The sequence below is a fragment of the Desertivirga brevis genome, assembly GCF_017355835.1.
Genome location: NZ_JAFEWF010000009.1, coordinates 71,754 through 90,234, shown reverse-complemented (window position 1 = coordinate 90,234; position 18,481 = coordinate 71,754). Strand labels below are relative to the sequence as shown.

The window sequence follows — 18,481 nt, the reverse complement described above, 5'->3', positions numbered from 1 at the left end:
CATAGAAAGAATTTTATACTGTAAATTCCTCCGGGAAATTGTATTCCCTTTTCCATGTTTCAGCCATGTCGGGATATTGCCTGCGGCATTCAAGGTATTCTTCCATCATTCTTCTCATGGTCGGACTTAAACGCTCAAGATATTCAGGAGTTAGCAGTTCTGAATTAAGCAGATAGAAATGCCATGTTGGAGGATATGCGGCGCTATGGTAGCCCATGTGAAGGGTACGACGCGGCACTTTCATTTTTTCAGTAAAACCGCGATGAATCAGGTTATTGTTGTATAATACTGCCTGTCCTGCTTTCAATTTCACAGGAACACCCCCAGGCATTTCAACTCCAACCGGTGCATAATGCTTAGAACCTCCAAAGGCTGCATTTTCTGCTTCGGTATTAGGGCGGTTATGGCTACCAGGAACAATCCAAAGTGAGTTTTCTTCAACCAGAGGAAGGTTTATCTGCACACTATTATGAAAACGTTCCGGAGAGAAAAGCCAGTCCTCAATTTCATCCTGAGGGATCTGGATCACGTCCCTATGCCAGCCCAAAGAATACTCGGTACCTACATTTGCCGCTAGGATAGAGGCATTGTTAACGATCAGATTAGGACCGATCAGTTCTTCTACGGCCTGTAAGATCACCGGGTGATGAAAAGCATGCAGAATAGGCTCTGTTCCGGGTTTGGTTAACAAGTGGAAATAATACTGCCGTGCTTCCTTTCCAAAATCAGACAGATCATCTCCTAAATGCTGGAAAGATGAGCTGCGCTTTTCGGTGCTCTCGGCTTTAATCTTCGGACTGATCAATTCGTCCATTATCTCTCTGAACTCGTTGATCTCCTGCTGAGTGAGGACATCAATAATTACATAGCCGTCCCTCAGGAACTTCTCTTTGTTAGATTCCATAATATTCTTCGTTAAATGTTATTTGTTGCTTTGATTGTGCGGAAGCTACCCCTGCTTCCAGTATTTCGATTGTTTTTAGTCCGTCGTGAAAGTTGGGACTGATCGTACCTTTTCCATCTACCGCATAAAGGAAATCTACAGCAGCATGGATAAAAGAATGCTCATACCCGATAATGTGTCCGGGAGGCCACCAGCTCTTTATATAGGGATGAGTAGGTTCGGTAGCGAGAATGGTGCGAAAGCCTTTCAAGTCGTCCGTATCCTGGTTGGAAAAGTACTGCAGTTCATTCATCTTCTCCAGATCGAAAGTGATACTGCCCTTACTTCCGTATATTTCAAAGGATAGTTTATTTTTTCTTCCGGTGGCGAACCTTGTAGCTTCGAAAGATCCTATCGCTCCATTTTCAAATTGAACCAGCATCAATGCTGCATCTTCCACTGTAACTTCCCCCATTTCATCTCCCTTGCTTTCTGCCTGAAGATTACCTGTGGTAGATTCATCTGCCAAAGGCCTTTCTTTGATAAAATTGGTTTGCATGGAGGTAACGGAAATAATTTCCCCTACAAGGAAACGAGCCAGATCAACGCAATGAGAGTTGAGGTCCCACTGCGGTCCTGCCTGAGCTGTTTCTTTCTGTAATTGCCAGGTAAGCGGGAACTCAGGGTCGACGATCCAATCCTGCTGATAAGCGCAGCGCCAATGAAAGATCCTGCCGAGGCGTCCTTCATCTATCATCCTTTTTGCGAGGGAAATAGCAGGCGTCCGGCGGTAATTATGATTGAGGTAGTGAACTACCCCATTATCTTCACATACCTGCAGCATCTCCTCTGCCTGCCTGCTGTTCATTGCCAGGGGCTTCTCGCAGAAAATATGCTTACCTTCCCGGGCTGCCGCAATGGCAATTTCATAATGTAGATGCTGAGGCAAGGCGATGTCGATGATATCGATATCCTGCCGCGTGATCATTTTTCTCCAATCCGTCTCAATTTCCTGCCAGCCCCACTTATCGGCAAATTCCTGTAATGATTCCTTATGCCTTCCGCAGGCCGCCTTGAGAACAGGACGAGCCGGAACATCAAAAAAAAGGGGAGCTTTAATCCATGCATTGCTATGAGCCCTGCCCATAAACTTATAGCCGACAATGCCTATGTTCAAGTTCTTATGCATAGGTTAATCTGTCAGCGATTCCCCACAAAACTTCAAGGCTGCGTTTAACTACCAGCTCCTCCTGATTACTGTACTCAGGATGGAGAAAATCGATCTCCACGGCCAAAAAGCCTTCGTAACTATGCCGCTTAAGGATCTGAGCAAGACGGGCATTATCGATCAGTCCGTCGCCAGTTGGAACGCAGGAGAAGAAATACCATTCATTAACAGGTACCCCTTTTACCGGCCGTAGGTCCTTTATATGCGTAGCAAAAACGTATGGTGCCAGTTTTTCCATTGCCTGAATAGGATCATCAAGGACGCGCAGGAAATTGCCGCTATCGAAATTCACGCCGAAATGGGAAGAGTTCACATTGGTGACCAGTTGGAGGATCTCGTCAGAATTGTAGTCGATATGATTTTCTACAGCAAGTTTGATGTCGTACTTCTCTGCTACTTTGGTAGCTTCTGAAAACATCTTGCTGAGCTTTTCCAGCTGTGGCTGATGATCCTCGAAGCGGAATTGTAAGCTGCTGCCTACTACCCGCATTACCTTTGCTCCTATCTGGTCTGCATATTCAATGTGCTGCACCATCTCTTCAAAGGCCCGTTCATTCCTGCCGCCTTCCAGACCGTCGGGATGCCCCCAGGCATACACCCTGTCCATCCCTGACAGGTCCAAATGCTGCTTAATGCCCGCCAGGTAATCTTTATCGAAACGGGGGATGAAACACGATTCGAGAGATACACCCTCGATATTTAATTCGTCAGCTTTTAATAAGAAATCTTCAAAAGAAAGTTCCTTTTCCGGCTTCTTCTGACCGGGGTACACTTCACCGAAGAGTCGATGAAAACAGTAGCTGTCAATTCCTACTTTCATAATGGCTTAATAAGTTTTATTGGTTAAGAGGCAGATTGAGGCTTACCAGCTCGCAAGCCAATCTTTAGTAAGTATTAAACCGATGGCCATATTTCTCATTTTTTGTCACCAGGGGTCATCAGGTTTACTCTTGTAAATTTCAGTGTATTAGCCTCATTTAACCAATACTTTTTTAGCCATAACTATTTAAATTCCAACCTCTTTTCCTGCGTAACAGAAGGGTATATCATAAAAAAAAGCCGCAGAGGCGAACCTGCGGCTTAAATGCATACACTTAAAAACTTTACTTATCGTACTTGTATTTGCCCTGGAATACATCCCGGAAAAACTTACCCTGACCTGTCGGCTCGTAGTTCCAGTTTTCGATCATCTGAGGGATCCAGTCGGGATCGAAAACCCATACCACCCATGAAATCCCTTTTTTGTTAAAGTAGTTTACAATAGAACGACCGTAAACTCCATCGTCTTTCAGATTAAGATCTTCATCTCCTTTCATAAAACCCAGTTCTGTTGCCACAACCGGATATTTATCAGCAACAAATCCAAAATCAAGCTCCCACTTTGGCTCGCGGGGAATTGACCTCTTTCCTGGATATGGATGGGTAACGTAGGCAATACCTTCACGGGCTATTGGATTTTCCCTGACTGGAGTAAGATCATAGGCCCAGTTGAATCCGGCCACAAGGGGAACTACATTTTTATTATAAACATAAACAAGGTCGATAAGCTTCTCCATCAATTGTTTCCATTCTTCCCAGCTAGCTGTTCCATATTGCCCTTCATAGGTAGTGGGTTCATTAAATAACTCATAAAAGGCAACAGTAGGAATATCTTTATAATGCTCTGCTATCATCCTCCAGAAGTTGAAGGTTTCCTTTTTGGTAGTATTATGCATATCCTGCGAAAGGATCTCCATGGGTAGATTACCGATGGCATGCCAGTCGATAATAACATAAATACCTAATTCTGAGCACCAGTTAACCGCTTCGTCAAGCAGCTTCATATATTCCACCACACCGCGTTGATGGAAGGCAACGGGATGAACGGGGATACGGATAACATTTGCACCCCAGCTTTTGATCACTTCAAAATGCTTTCTGTTCCAGCGTCCGTCTTTTACGAGCTTGTCAGGATCAGAGATGGATAGGCCTTTAAACACAATAACTTTTCCGCTTTCATCAACGAAAGTATTTCCCTTTACTTTGATAAAGCTCATCTTTTTAACACCCTGTGGTAATTTATAAGGCTGGAGTACATCGATATGCCACCAGTCCTTCTTCACCGCGTTACTTTGCAGTCCCGGTTGGGCAGTGGCGTCTATCACAAGAAATAATAATACTAGCGAAATCAGCTTTCGAATTTGGTTTATCATATTTGGCGATTTTTGATCTTCAAAAGAATAGAAATACGTGAAGAATCAACAGTACTTAATTGATTTTTCACGATACTATTTTATCCCCTGGAAAGTTAAAAAAACAGGTAAAAGAATAAGTTACTCTTTGACGATGATTTCAGAGGCCATTTTGCGGAATAAGCGGGAAACATTTTTTTGCTTAAAATCAGCGGGATTGGATCCTATTGAGCTTTGAAAAATACGGCCGCGGCCGTAAGTATATGTCCAAACAAGGGGCATACTTATTCCGGAAGCCCTATCCCTGGCTAGGAGTAGTGTATCGATCTCACGTTCTCCTTCCAGTCTGAATGTTACAGGAACCTCTACCTTTATACCTTTTGTAGGGTATTGAGGATTTACAGCTGTTACCCGCATAGAAGTCGGTTGTGTATTATCATTGTCTCCAACCAGCTCCCGCCGGAAGATTGAAGCATATTCTGCCCAGCCGGCAGTAGCAATAGTTGATTTACGACCGGCATCATGATATTTGAAGGTGAGGGCTAACATTGATCCCCCATTCTTTAGATATCCTTCGAGCACCTCTTCTGAGTATCTATTTATACCAACAGTATCCTTCCTGTTGAGGATAAGAAGCTTATAGTCATTAAGATCATACTGCCAGATATCATTAATATTGCTTGTAACGTCAACCATTATCCTTTTATCCCCATCTATTGCATCCTGTAAGGGAATAGTATTGGCGGCCCATGCTTGACTATGGCCTGTCGTGATCAGCAGTGCCTTTACATACCTTTTATAAATATGGCTGGTTACCTCTGCGTCTCTATAATACCTTGCCTCTACCCCATTTTCCGGAATGTCAATTCCGGCTGCCCAGGCAATTCCATTTAGCATGAATTTCCGGTAGTCCTTATTTCCCCAATTGGAATAGTAATGATTCATGGTCGAGCTGAAAGCTCTGCCGCCATCTGGTCTTTGCAAGGCCCATGACACTATATTTCCTGTACCCGGATTTCCTTTTAGAGCTGGCGCTTCCAATAATGGAGTGAGTCCTTCTTTGCTTTCCAGGAAGCGCATGTTATAATAAAACTCCTCTTTAAGCTGGAAAGGCTTAATGCCATTTAAGATCGGGTGGACTGTATTGGCAGGTTTAAGCTCTGCTTCCATTTCCTTTAATGACGAGTAATTGTGCCTGTTGCCTTTCGAATCCTGCCAGTCGAAATATCCTCCGGCCCATTTCAAGATGGATTGCCCGTGATTATAGGTAGCAAAAGTGGAAAAATGAATAAGAGATAAACTACAGCCCCTTTTCATTTGCTTTTCCATCACCTCCATCCTGGAGGGAGTCATGAAGGGAACATCGCCGAAATTATAGCCGTCATTACCATCGGAGACAAATAGGATAAGATCAGCATCATTTAAGGTATTTTCATTGGAAGGCCATCCATGCAGATGCACTTCAGTTTTTACTTCTCCAGATACATTGGAATTATCAAGCATTGTTTTAATGAGTCGCACTGTTTTGATGTATTCGTGGGTGCCGGCGGGATGAGATTTTTCTCCGGCAATTAAAACAACTTTTTTCTTTCCCTTTTGAGGATAAGAAGCCAAGCTTGCTTTAAAACTGGTAATCAGAACAGCTGCCATTATCAAAAAAAGCAATGGCACGATCCGACGCGATTCGATCTTAGGGATATTACTCAAAAATCTAAACATGCTCCCCTAATTACCTAAATAAGTATATCATAAACTAATACTTTTTTAGCAAGGACTTGCCAATTTATCTTTTTAAATCCAATAACTTGCAGACTGATTGCTTGTGCTCGAGCATTTCTGAAGCCTTAATTTCCGAGCAAGTATTTCTGGAATGTTTGCGGTAATAAGAGCTTTGAGGTTAGAGGGGCGTTATTGTTCTTCCTTACTAGGCAGCCTGGTTTAAACTCATAAGTGTTGTAAATTTAAAAAAGAAAAAGGCCTTCTTAATTTAAGAAGACCTTCTTTGTGCACCCGATAGGAATCGAACCTATATCATGAGAACCGGAATCTCACATTCTATCCATTGAACTACGGATGCGGCAGGGCAAAGATAGGATTATGAGTTATTAAAAAAAATAAATGATTTAGAATTAAGACGAACACTGAAACTACTCTTGCCCTGCAGGAGCATCAGGATCAGAATGGCGAAGCGGTTTTGCCATTTCATTATCAAATCCTCAGTTCAATTGCTTAGTTGTCCGTAGCCGATAAATAACGGTCAACATAAGATTCGTTAAATCTACTTTAATAATAATCGTCTTCTATTAGAATTAATTTCCTTACTGTACAATTCAAATCCCATTTTTTTCAGTGCTTCTATAACTTCCATATTTAGGAATTTGTTAACTACTTCCTCATTCTTAGCAAAGTAATTTATCGCTAGTTTGAGGCATTTCTCTCCTCTATCCTTTTGTAATTCCCAGGAACAATTTTCTGTGATTTTTAAAGCCGCGGATATCGGAACACTAATATTAACACTCTGACCGGATTTTATTAAGATCAGATCCTTCGGTTCTATCTTTTGTTTCTTCTCTTCCCATAGTTGATTGAGCAGCACTAGTTCCGAATCTACCTTATGTTCGGCAAAACAGTTATCCGAACTCCAATACCTTTCATTCTCCTTAAAGTCGAAACAAATTGGATGTAAGAAAAAAAAACGATTTTCGTCTGCAGATAACATATATCTCCATTTCTCACTATTGAGTGAAGTTATTACAGGAAAATAATAATTAGTACGTGTTTTATTACTAATTTTTAAAGTTACAGGCAAATCTTCTTTAATAGTCCTATCAACTATCCTAAATTCAATGTCCGTAGCGCTCTTTTTTTTGAGGGCGCATGAGGTAAAGAGTATCATAAAAAATAAAGCTAAAATCAGCCTTCCCATATTTATTTTCCGCTTGTTAGATCGTAAAATAGTATAATACATTTTACTATTAAAATAAGGGGAGCCTTACTTTTCCCCAACCATAAGCTTTAACTTCAGAATAGGCTTGCGAAAACAGCCTTTTATGTTATTACTGCCAGCCCAAAGGGTCTAACTTGCAGATGCTTTATACGTTCGGATTAGCCGGATTTGCCGAACCTATGATTTCCTTTGAGTTGCCATATCTCAAAGAGCGGGGGAAGCTAGGGAGATACGAAAACCTTTGAAGGAAGAATTAACTAATAGAAAGCTGTAAAAGCCAATGAGGTATCTTTTGAAAATGAAAATTCACGTACTTGGCACCGTCTCGCCTCCTACTCCTGTTCGGGACCGGTTCGAGACCGGTTCGCTAATCCTCCGACTCTCCTCCGAGTCTAGGACGACTTTTTTAAAAGAAAAGCATAAGAGAAGTAAAAGACAAGTAAAAGAATAGGAAAGCCCGTCCCGAAGCTGCCCCGAAGCAGTCTTAGCCAGCAGTAAAAGAAAAGGTGAACAAACGGCGAAGAAAGCCGTGTTTTACCAGCGTTTGCTTTTCAAATCCTTTCAATTTCTTTCAAATCATTTCAAGTCCTTTCACTCATTTTTCCAGGAGAAATTCTGCCCTTACCATTGCATCATCAAAACAGATAATACCGGTATCAAGAGGTTTTCAGGAATAATTCACAAATAGTTAAAATTAAAATTTATTTGAAATGGTAAAATTTAACAATGGAGCGAATGGCTCAGTTAGCGGAAAAGTTGGAAGTGTGGTTGGCAGTAACTGGCGAGAGATCAAATATACAAAATCCACCATTCATACTGGCCTGAATGAGCCTTCTGCCATTATCCTCGATGATTATAGATTCAGATATTTAAGAAGCAGTGCAGGATCTTTAGCAGCGAGATCAATTTGCCTTAAGGCTATTAGCGGTTCCGTATTTAGAAGACCACTGCAGCCCGCTTCATTGAAAAGCCCCGATAACACTGCATTACTTTCAATGTTCATTTCCAAAAATGCCTTAAGTGTATCGATTCCCAGGTATTGTTTGTCCAGGCGATTAACCTTCGTTAGCTCTTGTAATTTTTGACCTTCGGGAGTTCCATCATTTGTCAGAAACAAAAATGTACGTATAACAATGACGTCTCCGTGTAAGCTACACAGCAAGTAACCTAGTTTCTGGTCCATAACTTTCAAAGCAAGCAAGCAATAATTCTCTTTAGTGAGACAATCGAATTCAACATCCATAAATAAGTTGAATAAAGAAAAATGTACTGGTCCTGGCAATAGGGATAGTCTCTCCTGCAACCGCTGCAGAGCATGTTTTTGAATAAATATTGGAAGAGGTTCATTACCTTGTAAGCCTAGTTTTGATGGTTCAATACTAACATAATTAACACCTCCGTAATAGTCAGGCCATCCCACCCAGATAATCTCTCTGGTATGACCCTCAATACATATCTTTTTGTGAAACGGACGAATAATTTGGAGCTCCACCTCGTTACAATCTTGCTTATGATGAAAAGCAGCCATTGAGCTGATATTGAAGCAATACATTTCAGCACCCCAGTCTAAGAAAACATAGTTGAAGCCGTGTAATAATTGAAGCATTGTATCTAGCGCACTTGCTGTTGTGCCAAGATCAAAATAAGGCTTGAACATTCTTTTTAAGGTGGCACTCTTAAAATCGGATAGTTCATCCATCAGGTATACTTGATAAATCAGAGTTACACCTTCGCGAAAAAACAGATAAAGCGGTATTTCTTGCCCGTTCAGGGTAAAAATAGACTTCTGACGAATTCCTATTTTGAAGGCGAAACTAAAAAATTCCAGTCTAGAATCTGGAGCACTTCTCGGAGTAATTTCTTTCAACTTTAGAGCCGGAGGCCGCTGGTTAACCAGCTCGTTTCGAAGTTCAGGTGAAAAAAGATGAAAATATCCTGGCCCGATTAATAAATCGCAGGCTTGCTCATAGTGTTTCAGTGCATTGTTCCGTAATTCCTTTTCGGAATACTGGCAGGAAGATTTGGCTGTTTTCCTTTTTCCCATGATAAAGTAAGATTTACAGTCGCGAAAATATAGAAGAGCCTTATTGTGGAAATGATTAAGGTCATGTTATAGCAATTCGTCTAAAAAAATAATGATGCTTATTCAGGTAATTCATAGAAAAGCAAGCAATAAGTCGGAGATAAGTTCAACAAAATATTGGAGTGCTATCTAACATCTATTACTGGCGCTCTAACAAGCTTAATCCAGACACCTAAAGCATGAAAAAATCGCCTTTTTAAGTCTAATATTTGATTTTTATAATTTTCGATTTGAATACTGTTATCCCTACCCCTGCTTACAGATCTACCTTTGTATCAACAATTAACAAAAAGAAAATTAAAAGGAGATACAATCATGAAATCACAAGAAAACACAAGAGAGTTAGCACAACAAGCATTTAAAAATCACTTAGAGTACCTTTCAGCAGGAAGAATTGCTGAATGGGTAGATCTTTTCACCGAAGACGGCGTTCTTGAGTTTCCCTATGGCCCCAAAGGCTTTCCCGAAAGCGTAAAAGGTAAACAGGAGTTGTTTGAGTATATGAAAAACTTCCCTGAGCACTTCAAGGTTGAGTTCGAGAATTTACACTTCCATGCCACGGAAGATCCAGCTTTAGTGATCGCTGAATTTACAAGTAAAGGCCATGCCATTTCTACAGGCAAGCCCTACAACCAGAAGTACATATCCGTTGTACATAATACTATTGATGGAAAAATAACGAAGTATGTAGACTTCTGGAACCCATTGGTTGCCCTGGAAGCTATTGAGGCCCCCTTAGAAACTTTTATAAAGGAAAGCGTTGCCTAAATCCATTACAGGGACAAGAACTAGAAAGGCCTTGTCCCTGTTTCAAATCCAACAAATGAAATTTTTGCATAATTTTATAGCGGTCGTTGATAAGCATACCCGGCATTACAGGGAGTATTTACCGATGAAACTGCAAACACTGGAACAATATTACACAGAAAGATTTCTCAAGAAACCTCTTGATTTTAACAACGGACGTGCTCATTTTAATGTTTTTCAAATTAATGAGCTTGCAGCTACAGATGCACCTCCTATCTCCTTCGATAAAAAGAACTATTTCAAGATCTGTTTGGTAAAAGGAAAAAGCAGGATCCACTATGCAGATAAAAGCTTCGAGATTTCAAACTACGCTCTTCTGTTTGCAAATCCAATGATTCCCTACAACTGGGTTCCACTTGAGCCAGAGCAGAGGGGCTTTAGCTGTATCTTTTCCGAGGATTATTTCGACGGCTTCGGAGATCTGAGGCGATACCCGGTTTTTCAACCTGGTGGTTTTCCGGTATACGAGCTTGAAGAAAATGAGGTAGAAGGTATTGCTTCTGTTTACCAGCAAATGCTTGAAGAGATCAATGCAGATTTTAACTTTAAAAATGACGTGCTGAGAAACCTCGTGTTTCAGCTTATTCATAAAACGCTTAAGATCCGGTCGGCAACGACTATAAGCACTGATGCCTCTAATGCTTCATCAAGGATTTCTTCATTGTTCCTTGACTTATTGGAGAAACAATTTCCGATAACTAATGTGGGACAGCGTTTGGCTTTTCGTTCTGCATCCGACTTTGCAGCCCAGCTTGCTGTGCACGTAAACCATTTGAATAAATCTGTTAAAGAAACAACAAGCAAAACAACATCTGAATTGATCCTGCAGAGGCTCCTAAAGGAAGCCAAAATTCTATTAAAGCACAGTACCTGGAATATTTCGGAGATTGCATACGCTTTAGGTTTTGAAGAAAGTACACACTTCAATAACTTTTTCAAGAAGCACCTGGAGCTAACTCCTTCTCAGTTTAGAAAAGCTTCTTAAGAGATATGTAACAAGCAGAAAGGGCTATCCTGACTTCTTCTTTGCGCCAGCATCGCAAATCTCCGGACAACAAAAGATTGCTACCTTTGCAATCTTGATACCATCTATATTAGATCAATTACTATTGCTTCAGGCAGTTCATAGGATGAAAAAAATCTTTCTATTACTTTTCCTGTCAGTACTTACGCTTCACGGTCTTTCCCAGACATTAGGCAAGAGGACAGCTAAACTTATGGGCAGCCGCTGGGACATCACTATCGTGGCTAAGGACTCAGTAACTGCGCAGCGGGAAATAGATCAGGTTATTGCAGAGGTTAGCAGAATTGAATTTTTAATATCCGACTGGAAGCCTGAGACGCAGATATCGCAGGTAAACCGTAATGCAGGGATCGCGCCTGTGAAAGTTGACAAAGAGGTCTTTGAACTCACAGAACGCGCTCTTCAGCTTTCGGAGCTAACTCATGGAGCCTTCGACATCAGCTTTGCTGCTATGGACAGGATATGGAAATTCGATGGGTCTATGACAGAGATGCCCTCTCCTGAAGCGGTTAAGAAATCAGTTGAAAAGGTAGGGTATAAGGATATTATCCTGGATAAGGAAAAAAGCACTATCTTTTTGAAAAGAGCCGGGATGAAGATTGGGTTCGGAGCCTTGGGCGAAGGTTATGCAGCCGATCGGTGTCGTGAAATGATGCAGGCAAAAGGTATTGAGGCCGGAATTGTAAATGGATCAGGAGATATGGCAGTTTGGGGAAAACATCCTAATGGCACGAACTGGAAAATAGGGATCACTAATCCGCTAAAAAACGATGAAATATTCCAGGTGATGGCTTTAACAAAGAACGCTGTGGTTACCTCAGGAAGTTATGAAAAATTTGTTGTTTTCGACGGCAAGCGATACGCGCATATTATCAATCCCGCAACCGGTTACCCGGCTACAGGTGTTTGTAGTGTAACTATATTTGGGCCAAGTACTGAGAAAGCTAACGGATTCAGTACTTCAATGATGGTACTTGGTAAAAAGTCGGGCATTGACCTGATCAAGTCTTTCCCAGAATTCAGCTATATCCTAATCACTGATGAAGGAAAGATATACTCCTCGAAAGACCTGCGTTTGAAAAAGAAGCGATTGAAGCATTAATAGCAATCCATCAGGATCTGCCCATGCGATTGATAATAACTTACACTTTTGCTGTTTTGATCCAGGCAAATTTTGTCCAGTACGGTGATAACGTCTTTCTGCATGGATAAAGACCCGCAAAGCATGATTACACCCCCTTCGGCAAGACTTTTTGCAATACCAGAAGCGTCGCGTTCTATCATATTGCTAACATAGAGTTTCTCTTCCTCGCGGGAAAGCGCAAGCTCAATCTTTTGAAGTCGTCCCTCCGATTGCTGCTGTTGAAGAAAATTTCCAAAGATGTTAAATGAGCTCCTTTGCCTGAATCCACAATATAAAACCACGGGTAATTTATCTCTATTTTGGGCGATCATCCCCAGGAAGGGTGCTATTCCTGTACCGTTAGATATAAGGAAAACAGAAGAAGCCTTTTCCGGAAAATGAAAATGAGGATTGGAAACAAGACGAGCTTTAATTTCCTCTCCACCATTCAGTTTATGTAAATAGCCTGATCCCAAGCCATTCTCGTGCAACTTCACGCTTAATTGAAGCTCATCGCCTATTTTACCAATGGAGTATAACCGTTCTCTATGATCATTAGCTGGATAAATTGCAAGCAAATCTCCGGAAGTAAAGTTTGCTGTAGCCTTTCCTTTTAAACGCAATAAAAAGGTTTCATCTGTTTGTGCTTCCGAGTTAGCAATTACCTGGAATGGTTCCAGGTCTGGAGGTGCGGTCAGGTTAATGACCTCATTCCCTTCAAGCCTGATATCTGCCTGGCTCGACCAGGCTTCCATCCAAAGATTAAACTCCTCTATAGACTTGTCATTTACCGTATGGACTTCTAACAAGGCCGAGGCCCAGTCCTTCACAGCTAATTTGTTATTGACATCATAAGCATAACGACAGAAATCAGGATAGGCATGAGAACCAAAGCCGAGTATGGAAAAGGTGACCTTCTGTTTCTGTGGATATTTCTCGAGAAGGGAGAGGAACCGACTTGCATTGCTCGGAGCTTCACCTAATCCGTAAGTGGAAGTCATGATCAGCAAATGTTCTGCCTTCGGAAACTCTTTATAATTGTTTAATTCTGCAACGACCGATTTCTCACCCTTTGCCAGTAATTGTTCCTGAACTGCCTTTGCAAATTTAAAGGTTGTGCCATTTTCAGACCCTACCAAAATAACAAAACGTGCCTCCTCTGGCTTAAACTTGTTTTTGCCAATGTTCTTCCTGCGTTTAAGTGTAATGGCAAAACCAGAATAAATGAAGAATAAAATATTTCCGGAGGCAATCATAAGCACAATAGCCCAGATAGCATTTGTGCGGCCGGTATGAACATCCAGGCTTAATTTACCTGCTATCGTTGCTGTTGAATAAGGTACCTCCGTAAGAATATCCCCTGTGATTTGGTTAACTGTTAGCTCTTTATCCTCAAGCTTCAAGGTGTAATAATCCTCCACATCCTCTGAAAAAGGAAATTCAACAGACTCTACTTCTGACAGCAGGGTTCGTTTGAATAACTCAATATCCTGCAGCGTTTTTTCTGGTTTGGAGCGGATCGCATCGAAATCTACTTCCTTTGATACTTTTTTTTCTTCAATCAGCTTGAACCTCAGAAAAGACAAGTACGTTCCGCTAATAGCGATCACAAGGATGGGGATCAGGCTTAGTCGCCCTAAAACTACGTGGTAGTACTGCGCAAAGCTATCTTTTGCAATCTTAGCAAAAAAACGTTTTATTCCACGCTGCCGCTGAATAACAAGAATGAGACCCGATATCGTGATTAAGCTTAGAAGAAAAGCGGTGAGACCAATAATGAAACGGCCGGTTTCATGTAAGAAAAGAGAGCGGTGTAGCCCGGTTACCCATTCGAAGAAACTACTTTTCTTAGCCGGCTTTCCGAGGATATTTCCATTGGCGGCATCTACGTATACTTCCAATGGCTCACCTTCTTCATCCGAAGCCTTTATTAGTACGAATCCGTTTGCATCAACACTCATTTCGCTGATGTCTGCATATTTCTTCTTAAGAACAGGTAGAGTCTGAGCCAGGGTTAACTGCTCGAAATTTGACGATCGATAAGGTTGAACTTTTTGCGTGATAGGCTCAAAGGCGAGAATGATGCCTGTTACTGATGCCAGGGTCAACAAAATAAAAGAAGATACAGCCAGGGCTAAATGGCTGTATCTCCAAATAGATATCGTCATACAAGAAAGGTATTAATTAGGCATGAAACGCACGTAGCGGATATAGCCCGTACCTTCACTTTTTCCAGACAGCGTTTCGGTTGTTAATGGAACTTCCACGTCTTTGATATGATATTTGTTATCCTCTAATGCACTTTCAAATCGCAGTTTATAGCCTGTATTGATCTTTGCGTTTTCAATCTCTAAAACATGTACACTGCGGTCTCCACCAGCTACGGATGCTCCTGTGATTGCACTGATGTCTTGTTTCTTTTTGGCAAAGGCCTTATGCCATTCTTTCAAATCAGGATACCACTTTTTATCAGAGCCCATCACATATAAGGTTTTATCGTAAGCTCCCTTGCTATCTATCAGTGAAACAACAATGTAGGCTCCCTCTCCCATATAGTTAGTCATCTGGATCATGCACTTGTATTTAGATGATCCGCCCTTTTGAGCAAAGGAAGACGTTGAAATAGTTAACAACAGCAATAAAGCGGCAGCAGCCGCACTAAAAATCCTATTCATCAATTATTTTAAAAAATCTACAGAAACTTTATTTTTTGCCAGGTACTCATTCTCGGTTGCCAAATCGAATGCCGTTTCATTAAAGCTGGTTTGAACATCTTTCTTTGCGCCCAATGATACCAGGTATTTTAGAATAGCGTCGTCTTTAGAAACCATAGCTGCTTTGTGAAGAGCAGTGAGGCCCTCGCTATTTTTTGTATTAATATCGACCTTTAAATTCTCGAAACGTTTAAGCAGGGATAGATCATTTTTTAACACTGCAAGGTGATATAGAGTATTTCCATTTTTCTGAGCAGTAGCCAGATTCACTCCCTTTTCTTCAAGCAATTTCCACTTAGCAGCAAAATCCTCTGAAGTACGAGGCTGGTAAGCTTGCAGCAGGTAAGCCGCCAGGTTATCTCCGTTCTTGTCAATTACATTTAATGAAGCTCCCTTATCAATTAAATATCTTACCACAGGTTCAGAGTTACTGCTCACTGCTAAAGCTAATGCAGTTGCGCCTTTATTGTTCGCCTGATTGATGTTCTTTGTTTTGGCTACCAATAGAGCCAGGGTGGCAGTATCCCTGTTAACTGCCGCAGCGTTCATCAATGGTGTATTACCTTCTGCATCTGCCTTATTTACATCAACTCCTTTTGAAATGAAGTATTGAATAATCTCTTTCTGGTTAGGTTTACGAGCAATGTTATGAAGAACATTTTCGCCTCCTTTTCCGATTGCATTCGGTTTTATTTTAAGACTTTCCAGGTATTGATAAACCTCCAGTTTTGTTGCATCTCTCCGGGATCCCTGGCTAGCCATTAGCATTGCATTATCGTTATACCCGACACCTCTTTTTAGCAAAGCTTTCATATTTTCGATATTCCCAGAACGGGCAGCATAGTTGAATGCTGTATTCCCAGCGGCATCAGTACTTTTTATATCAACTCCTTTTGATATAAAATAGTCGGTAAGTGCCAATCCTTTATCATTACCTACCCCTATCAATAAAGCATTTGCCCCATCGTGATTTAGATCTTTCTTAAAATCTGCACCATGTTTTTGCAACAGATCATAGAGTTTTGTATCCTGCTGACCGGTTGTAGCAGCAAAAGTCAGAGGTGTATAGCCATGACTATCCTGCACCTTAACATCCGATCCTTTTTGCAATAAATAGTCCATCAGTTCTATATTGCCTTTACTTGCAGCCCAAAATATATAAGTACGACCATCATGGGTTAGCTTATGAACGTCATTCCCTTTCTGATCCAAAAGGAACTTGATCGTTTCATTAGAGGCCTGTGAATTAATTGCTAAAACCACAGGATCCATGCTCATGAAATTTAGCTGAGAGGGACTGTTTCCTTTTTCTATTTCAGACTTAACCTGGTTCACATCCGGCTTATTTTGCCAAAAAGCCTGATCAAGGAAAACGTTTTTTTGCGCCTGAGAGGAAAGTGAGACTAATGTTGAGATAACAATAAGTAGTTTCTTCATTTTTAAAGACAATGTTTACTGACTTTTAATGCCGGTTTATACGGCTTTAACTGGGGGACTAAGTTAGTAAGAATTAGTCTAAATAAGGAAGCAGTAAACAGTTTTTTCTTTTTTATGCTTTGCTACGGGAGCATTTGCTTTTTGCTATTCGTTCGGAAGGTAAATCTTAAAACACGTGCCTTCACCAGGCGCACTTTCCACTTCAATACTCCCACCAACTGCCTCTACCTGTGTTTTTACCAATTTCAACCCAATACCTCTCCCCGTTCCTAAACCGTATTGAAAGTTGTTATAGAACTCAAAGATCTTTCCCCCGACCTTCTTCAGATCAAGCCCGAGGCCGTTGTCCTGAAAAGAGACGTATGTCCCTCCTTCACTCGAATACGACCTCACCACTATCTCCGGAGCTCTTTCAGGATGCTTATATTTAATTGCATTGCTAATAAGGTTTGAAAATATGCTGAAGAGATAACTTCTGACTGTTTTCACGGTTGCCACTTCGAAGCTTTGTCTTATCATTCCTCCTGTTTCATGTAATTCATTTTCATGAGGTTTTTTGACATCATTAAACAGATCGGCAAGAGAAATGGTCTCAAATAACTTTCCAGCAGGACTTTGATTTGCCAGTATTGTATTTAGATCCTTAACTACCGTGTCGAGATTGGCAACTTCATTCGCTATATACCCAATTACTTCTCCATTCAAGTCTGTATCAGGATTCTGTCTATCGAAAAGAGATGCGAGTCCAAGTACTTTACATATAGGCGCACGTAGATGGTGGGAAACTATATACGAAAAATCAGTAAGCTCAATATTCTTCCGGATCAGATCTTCATTGACTTTTTTCTGTTTATCTTCCTTTAATTTCTTCTCCGTGATATCCTCGATAACCACCAATATACCATACACCTCATCATTCTGGTCCTTAAGAGGAATTTTAGTGGTATCGAGCCAAGTTACTTCTCCATTACTTTGCCTAAAGCTTTCGATGTAATGCATTCTTGGACTTTTGGCTTTCATCACCTCCTGGTCGTCCTGCTGATACATTCGGGCTTCCTCCGGTGTAGGTGAAAAATCAAAGTCATTCTTACCAATCACCGTTCTTACATCATCTACTCCCAACATTTTTGCAAAAATGCTGTTCCCCCCCATAAAGTTACTCTTAGTGTCCTTCCAGAAAATCGCCTGGGGAATTAAATCAAGGATATAAGACAACATCTGTTCATTTTTCTGCAAAGTCTCCTCAGCAGCTTTCCTTTTAGAGATGTCTATGCCCATTCCAGCCAGGTAATTCTTGCCGTCTATAACAAGCTTTTGACCATTGAAGTAATACTTATAGATGTTTCCGTCCTTTACCTTCAAGCCGGCTTCTACATCCCCCTGGCCGTCCCGAAAAACACGGAGCACAACATCTCTAACAGAAGTTCGATCATTGTCAACAACCAAATCAAGTGGAGATAAGTTTATAATTTCCTTAGCATCATATCCGGTAATCTTTTCAAAATTCTTATTCCAGCTTAAATACTTACCTTGCTCGTCAAACAGGTAGAAAATGCCTGGGAGGCTATTGATGATACTCTCGGAAAGCTCTTTTGCTTTTACAGTTTGTAACTCTGCAAGTTTGCGCTTGGTAATATCAGATACCACACCTTCTACCCTCACCAGAATTTCCCCATCAAATACGGGAAGAGTTCTTACTTCCAGCCATCTTATGCTGCCCTCGGGGTGTTGAATACGGTATTCAGCAATGCTTTTCTTACCCTTCTTAAGATCTTGCAGTTCCTCCTCGGCAACATACCTGTCTTCTTCCAGAATGACATCGTACCACAGCCTATTATTATTGTAAAACTCTTCTAAAGTGTACCCGTATATCTTAGAAAGGCCATCTGATAGACTAAGATATTTTTCAGCAATAAGGTCGCGGGAAAAAAAACCAATGTTAATGCTATCTAGTAATTCGGCCATTTGCCAGTTAGACAACTCGTGATTTTTTAACTGCGATATGTGCTTATTGTCCATGCGAAAAATTCAACCTAAAGTATTGGATACCCTATCTTCTGATAT

Annotated in this window: 14 protein-coding genes and 1 tRNA gene; 3 read left to right on the top strand and 12 right to left on the bottom strand. The window is 41.0% G+C overall.

Going from position 1 to position 18,481, the window contains the following annotated elements:
* Positions 1 to 13: 13 nt before the first annotated feature.
* The 8 genes from J4N25_RS19965 to J4N25_RS19930 form a co-directional block, all read right to left on the bottom strand.
* Positions 14 to 904 carry a phytanoyl-CoA dioxygenase family protein gene (locus J4N25_RS19965; protein WP_207423570.1) on the bottom strand — a complete coding sequence of 297 codons (891 nt, stop codon included), beginning with the start codon at positions 902 to 904 and terminating at the stop codon, positions 14 to 16.
* A complete protein-coding gene (locus tag J4N25_RS19960; protein WP_207423569.1) occupies positions 894 to 2,072 on the bottom strand; it encodes a Gfo/Idh/MocA family protein in 1,179 nt (392 codons plus the stop codon). Before J4N25_RS19960 ends, J4N25_RS19965 begins: the two co-directional genes overlap by 11 nt.
* Complete coding sequence (locus J4N25_RS19955) at positions 2,065 to 2,931, bottom strand: sugar phosphate isomerase/epimerase family protein (protein ID WP_207423568.1); 867 nt, start codon at positions 2,929 to 2,931, stop codon at positions 2,065 to 2,067. The genes J4N25_RS19960 and J4N25_RS19955 overlap by 8 nt, the downstream gene beginning before the upstream one ends.
* A 283-nt stretch (positions 2,932 to 3,214) precedes the next feature.
* Positions 3,215 to 4,303: a glycoside hydrolase family 5 protein gene (locus J4N25_RS19950; protein WP_207423567.1), complete on the bottom strand. Its 1,089-nt coding sequence runs from the start codon at positions 4,301 to 4,303 to the stop codon at positions 3,215 to 3,217.
* Positions 4,304 to 4,423: 120 nt separating this feature from the next.
* A complete protein-coding gene (locus J4N25_RS19945) occupies positions 4,424 to 5,932 on the bottom strand; it encodes a ThuA domain-containing protein (protein WP_207423566.1) in 1,509 nt (502 codons plus the stop codon).
* Between the two features lie 355 nt (positions 5,933 to 6,287).
* A tRNA-Arg gene (locus J4N25_RS19940) sits at positions 6,288 to 6,359 on the bottom strand.
* 201 nt (positions 6,360 to 6,560) lie between these two features.
* On the bottom strand, positions 6,561 to 7,208 hold the full coding sequence (locus J4N25_RS19935; protein ID WP_207423565.1) for a hypothetical protein: 648 nt from the start codon (positions 7,206 to 7,208) through the stop codon (positions 6,561 to 6,563).
* Between the two features lie 874 nt (positions 7,209 to 8,082).
* Positions 8,083 to 9,273: a hypothetical protein gene (locus tag J4N25_RS19930; RefSeq protein ID WP_207423564.1), complete on the bottom strand. Its 1,191-nt coding sequence runs from the start codon at positions 9,271 to 9,273 to the stop codon at positions 8,083 to 8,085.
* 354 nt (positions 9,274 to 9,627) lie between these two features.
* On the opposite strand from J4N25_RS19930, the gene J4N25_RS19925 reads away from it, so the two are divergent.
* From J4N25_RS19925 to J4N25_RS19915, 3 genes are all read left to right on the top strand, one after another.
* Positions 9,628 to 10,080 carry a nuclear transport factor 2 family protein gene (locus tag J4N25_RS19925; RefSeq protein WP_207423563.1) on the top strand — a complete coding sequence of 151 codons (453 nt, stop codon included), beginning with the start codon at positions 9,628 to 9,630 and terminating at the stop codon, positions 10,078 to 10,080.
* Positions 10,081 to 10,135: 55 nt separating this feature from the next.
* The gene (locus J4N25_RS19920; protein WP_207423562.1) at positions 10,136 to 11,104 is read left to right on the top strand and encodes a helix-turn-helix domain-containing protein; all 969 of its coding nucleotides are present in this window, start codon (positions 10,136 to 10,138) and stop codon (positions 11,102 to 11,104) included.
* A 145-nt stretch (positions 11,105 to 11,249) separates the two neighbouring features.
* Positions 11,250 to 12,245 (top strand): FAD:protein FMN transferase, encoded by a 996-nt coding sequence (locus J4N25_RS19915; RefSeq protein ID WP_207423561.1) that lies wholly within the window; start codon positions 11,250 to 11,252, stop codon positions 12,243 to 12,245.
* Here J4N25_RS19915 and J4N25_RS19910 read toward each other — a convergent pair.
* The 4 genes from J4N25_RS19910 to J4N25_RS19895 form a co-directional block, all read right to left on the bottom strand.
* Positions 12,242 to 14,434 (bottom strand): PepSY domain-containing protein, encoded by a 2,193-nt coding sequence (locus tag J4N25_RS19910; protein WP_207423560.1) that lies wholly within the window; start codon positions 14,432 to 14,434, stop codon positions 12,242 to 12,244. The genes J4N25_RS19915 and J4N25_RS19910 overlap by 4 nt on opposite strands.
* 12 nt (positions 14,435 to 14,446) lie before the next feature.
* A complete protein-coding gene (locus J4N25_RS19905) occupies positions 14,447 to 14,941 on the bottom strand; it encodes a DUF2271 domain-containing protein (protein WP_242695958.1) in 495 nt (164 codons plus the stop codon).
* 3 nt (positions 14,942 to 14,944) lie between these two features.
* A complete protein-coding gene (locus tag J4N25_RS19900; RefSeq protein WP_207423559.1) occupies positions 14,945 to 16,417 on the bottom strand; it encodes an ankyrin repeat domain-containing protein in 1,473 nt (490 codons plus the stop codon).
* Between the two features lie 144 nt (positions 16,418 to 16,561).
* The gene (locus J4N25_RS19895) at positions 16,562 to 18,436 is read right to left on the bottom strand and encodes a PAS domain-containing sensor histidine kinase (RefSeq protein WP_207423558.1); all 1,875 of its coding nucleotides are present in this window, start codon (positions 18,434 to 18,436) and stop codon (positions 16,562 to 16,564) included.
* Positions 18,437 to 18,481: the final 45 nt, after the last annotated feature.

Bases quoted from the DNA above. Each gene is read 5' to 3' on its own strand.
- J4N25_RS19965 (WP_207423570.1), bottom strand. From the start codon at position 904: ATGGAATCTAACAAAGAGAAGTTCCTGAGGGACGGCTATGTAATTATT.
- J4N25_RS19960 (WP_207423569.1), bottom strand. From the start codon at position 2,072: ATGCATAAGAACTTGAACATAGGCATTGTCGGCTATAAGTTTATGGGC.
- J4N25_RS19955 (WP_207423568.1), bottom strand. From the start codon at position 2,931: ATGAAAGTAGGAATTGACAGCTACTGTTTTCATCGACTCTTCGGTGAA.
- J4N25_RS19950 (WP_207423567.1), bottom strand. From the start codon at position 4,303: ATGATAAACCAAATTCGAAAGCTGATTTCGCTAGTATTATTATTTCTT.
- J4N25_RS19945 (WP_207423566.1), bottom strand. From the start codon at position 5,932: ATGGCAGCTGTTCTGATTACCAGTTTTAAAGCAAGCTTGGCTTCTTAT.
- J4N25_RS19935 (WP_207423565.1), bottom strand. From the start codon at position 7,208: ATGGGAAGGCTGATTTTAGCTTTATTTTTTATGATACTCTTTACCTCA.
- J4N25_RS19930 (WP_207423564.1), bottom strand. From the start codon at position 9,273: ATGGGAAAAAGGAAAACAGCCAAATCTTCCTGCCAGTATTCCGAAAAG.
- J4N25_RS19925 (WP_207423563.1), top strand. From the start codon at position 9,628: ATGAAATCACAAGAAAACACAAGAGAGTTAGCACAACAAGCATTTAAA.
- J4N25_RS19920 (WP_207423562.1), top strand. From the start codon at position 10,136: ATGAAATTTTTGCATAATTTTATAGCGGTCGTTGATAAGCATACCCGG.
- J4N25_RS19915 (WP_207423561.1), top strand. From the start codon at position 11,250: ATGAAAAAAATCTTTCTATTACTTTTCCTGTCAGTACTTACGCTTCAC.
- J4N25_RS19910 (WP_207423560.1), bottom strand. From the start codon at position 14,434: ATGACGATATCTATTTGGAGATACAGCCATTTAGCCCTGGCTGTATCT.
- J4N25_RS19905 (WP_242695958.1), bottom strand. From the start codon at position 14,941: ATGAATAGGATTTTTAGTGCGGCTGCTGCCGCTTTATTGCTGTTGTTA.
- J4N25_RS19900 (WP_207423559.1), bottom strand. From the start codon at position 16,417: ATGAAGAAACTACTTATTGTTATCTCAACATTAGTCTCACTTTCCTCT.
- J4N25_RS19895 (WP_207423558.1), bottom strand. From the start codon at position 18,436: ATGGACAATAAGCACATATCGCAGTTAAAAAATCACGAGTTGTCTAAC.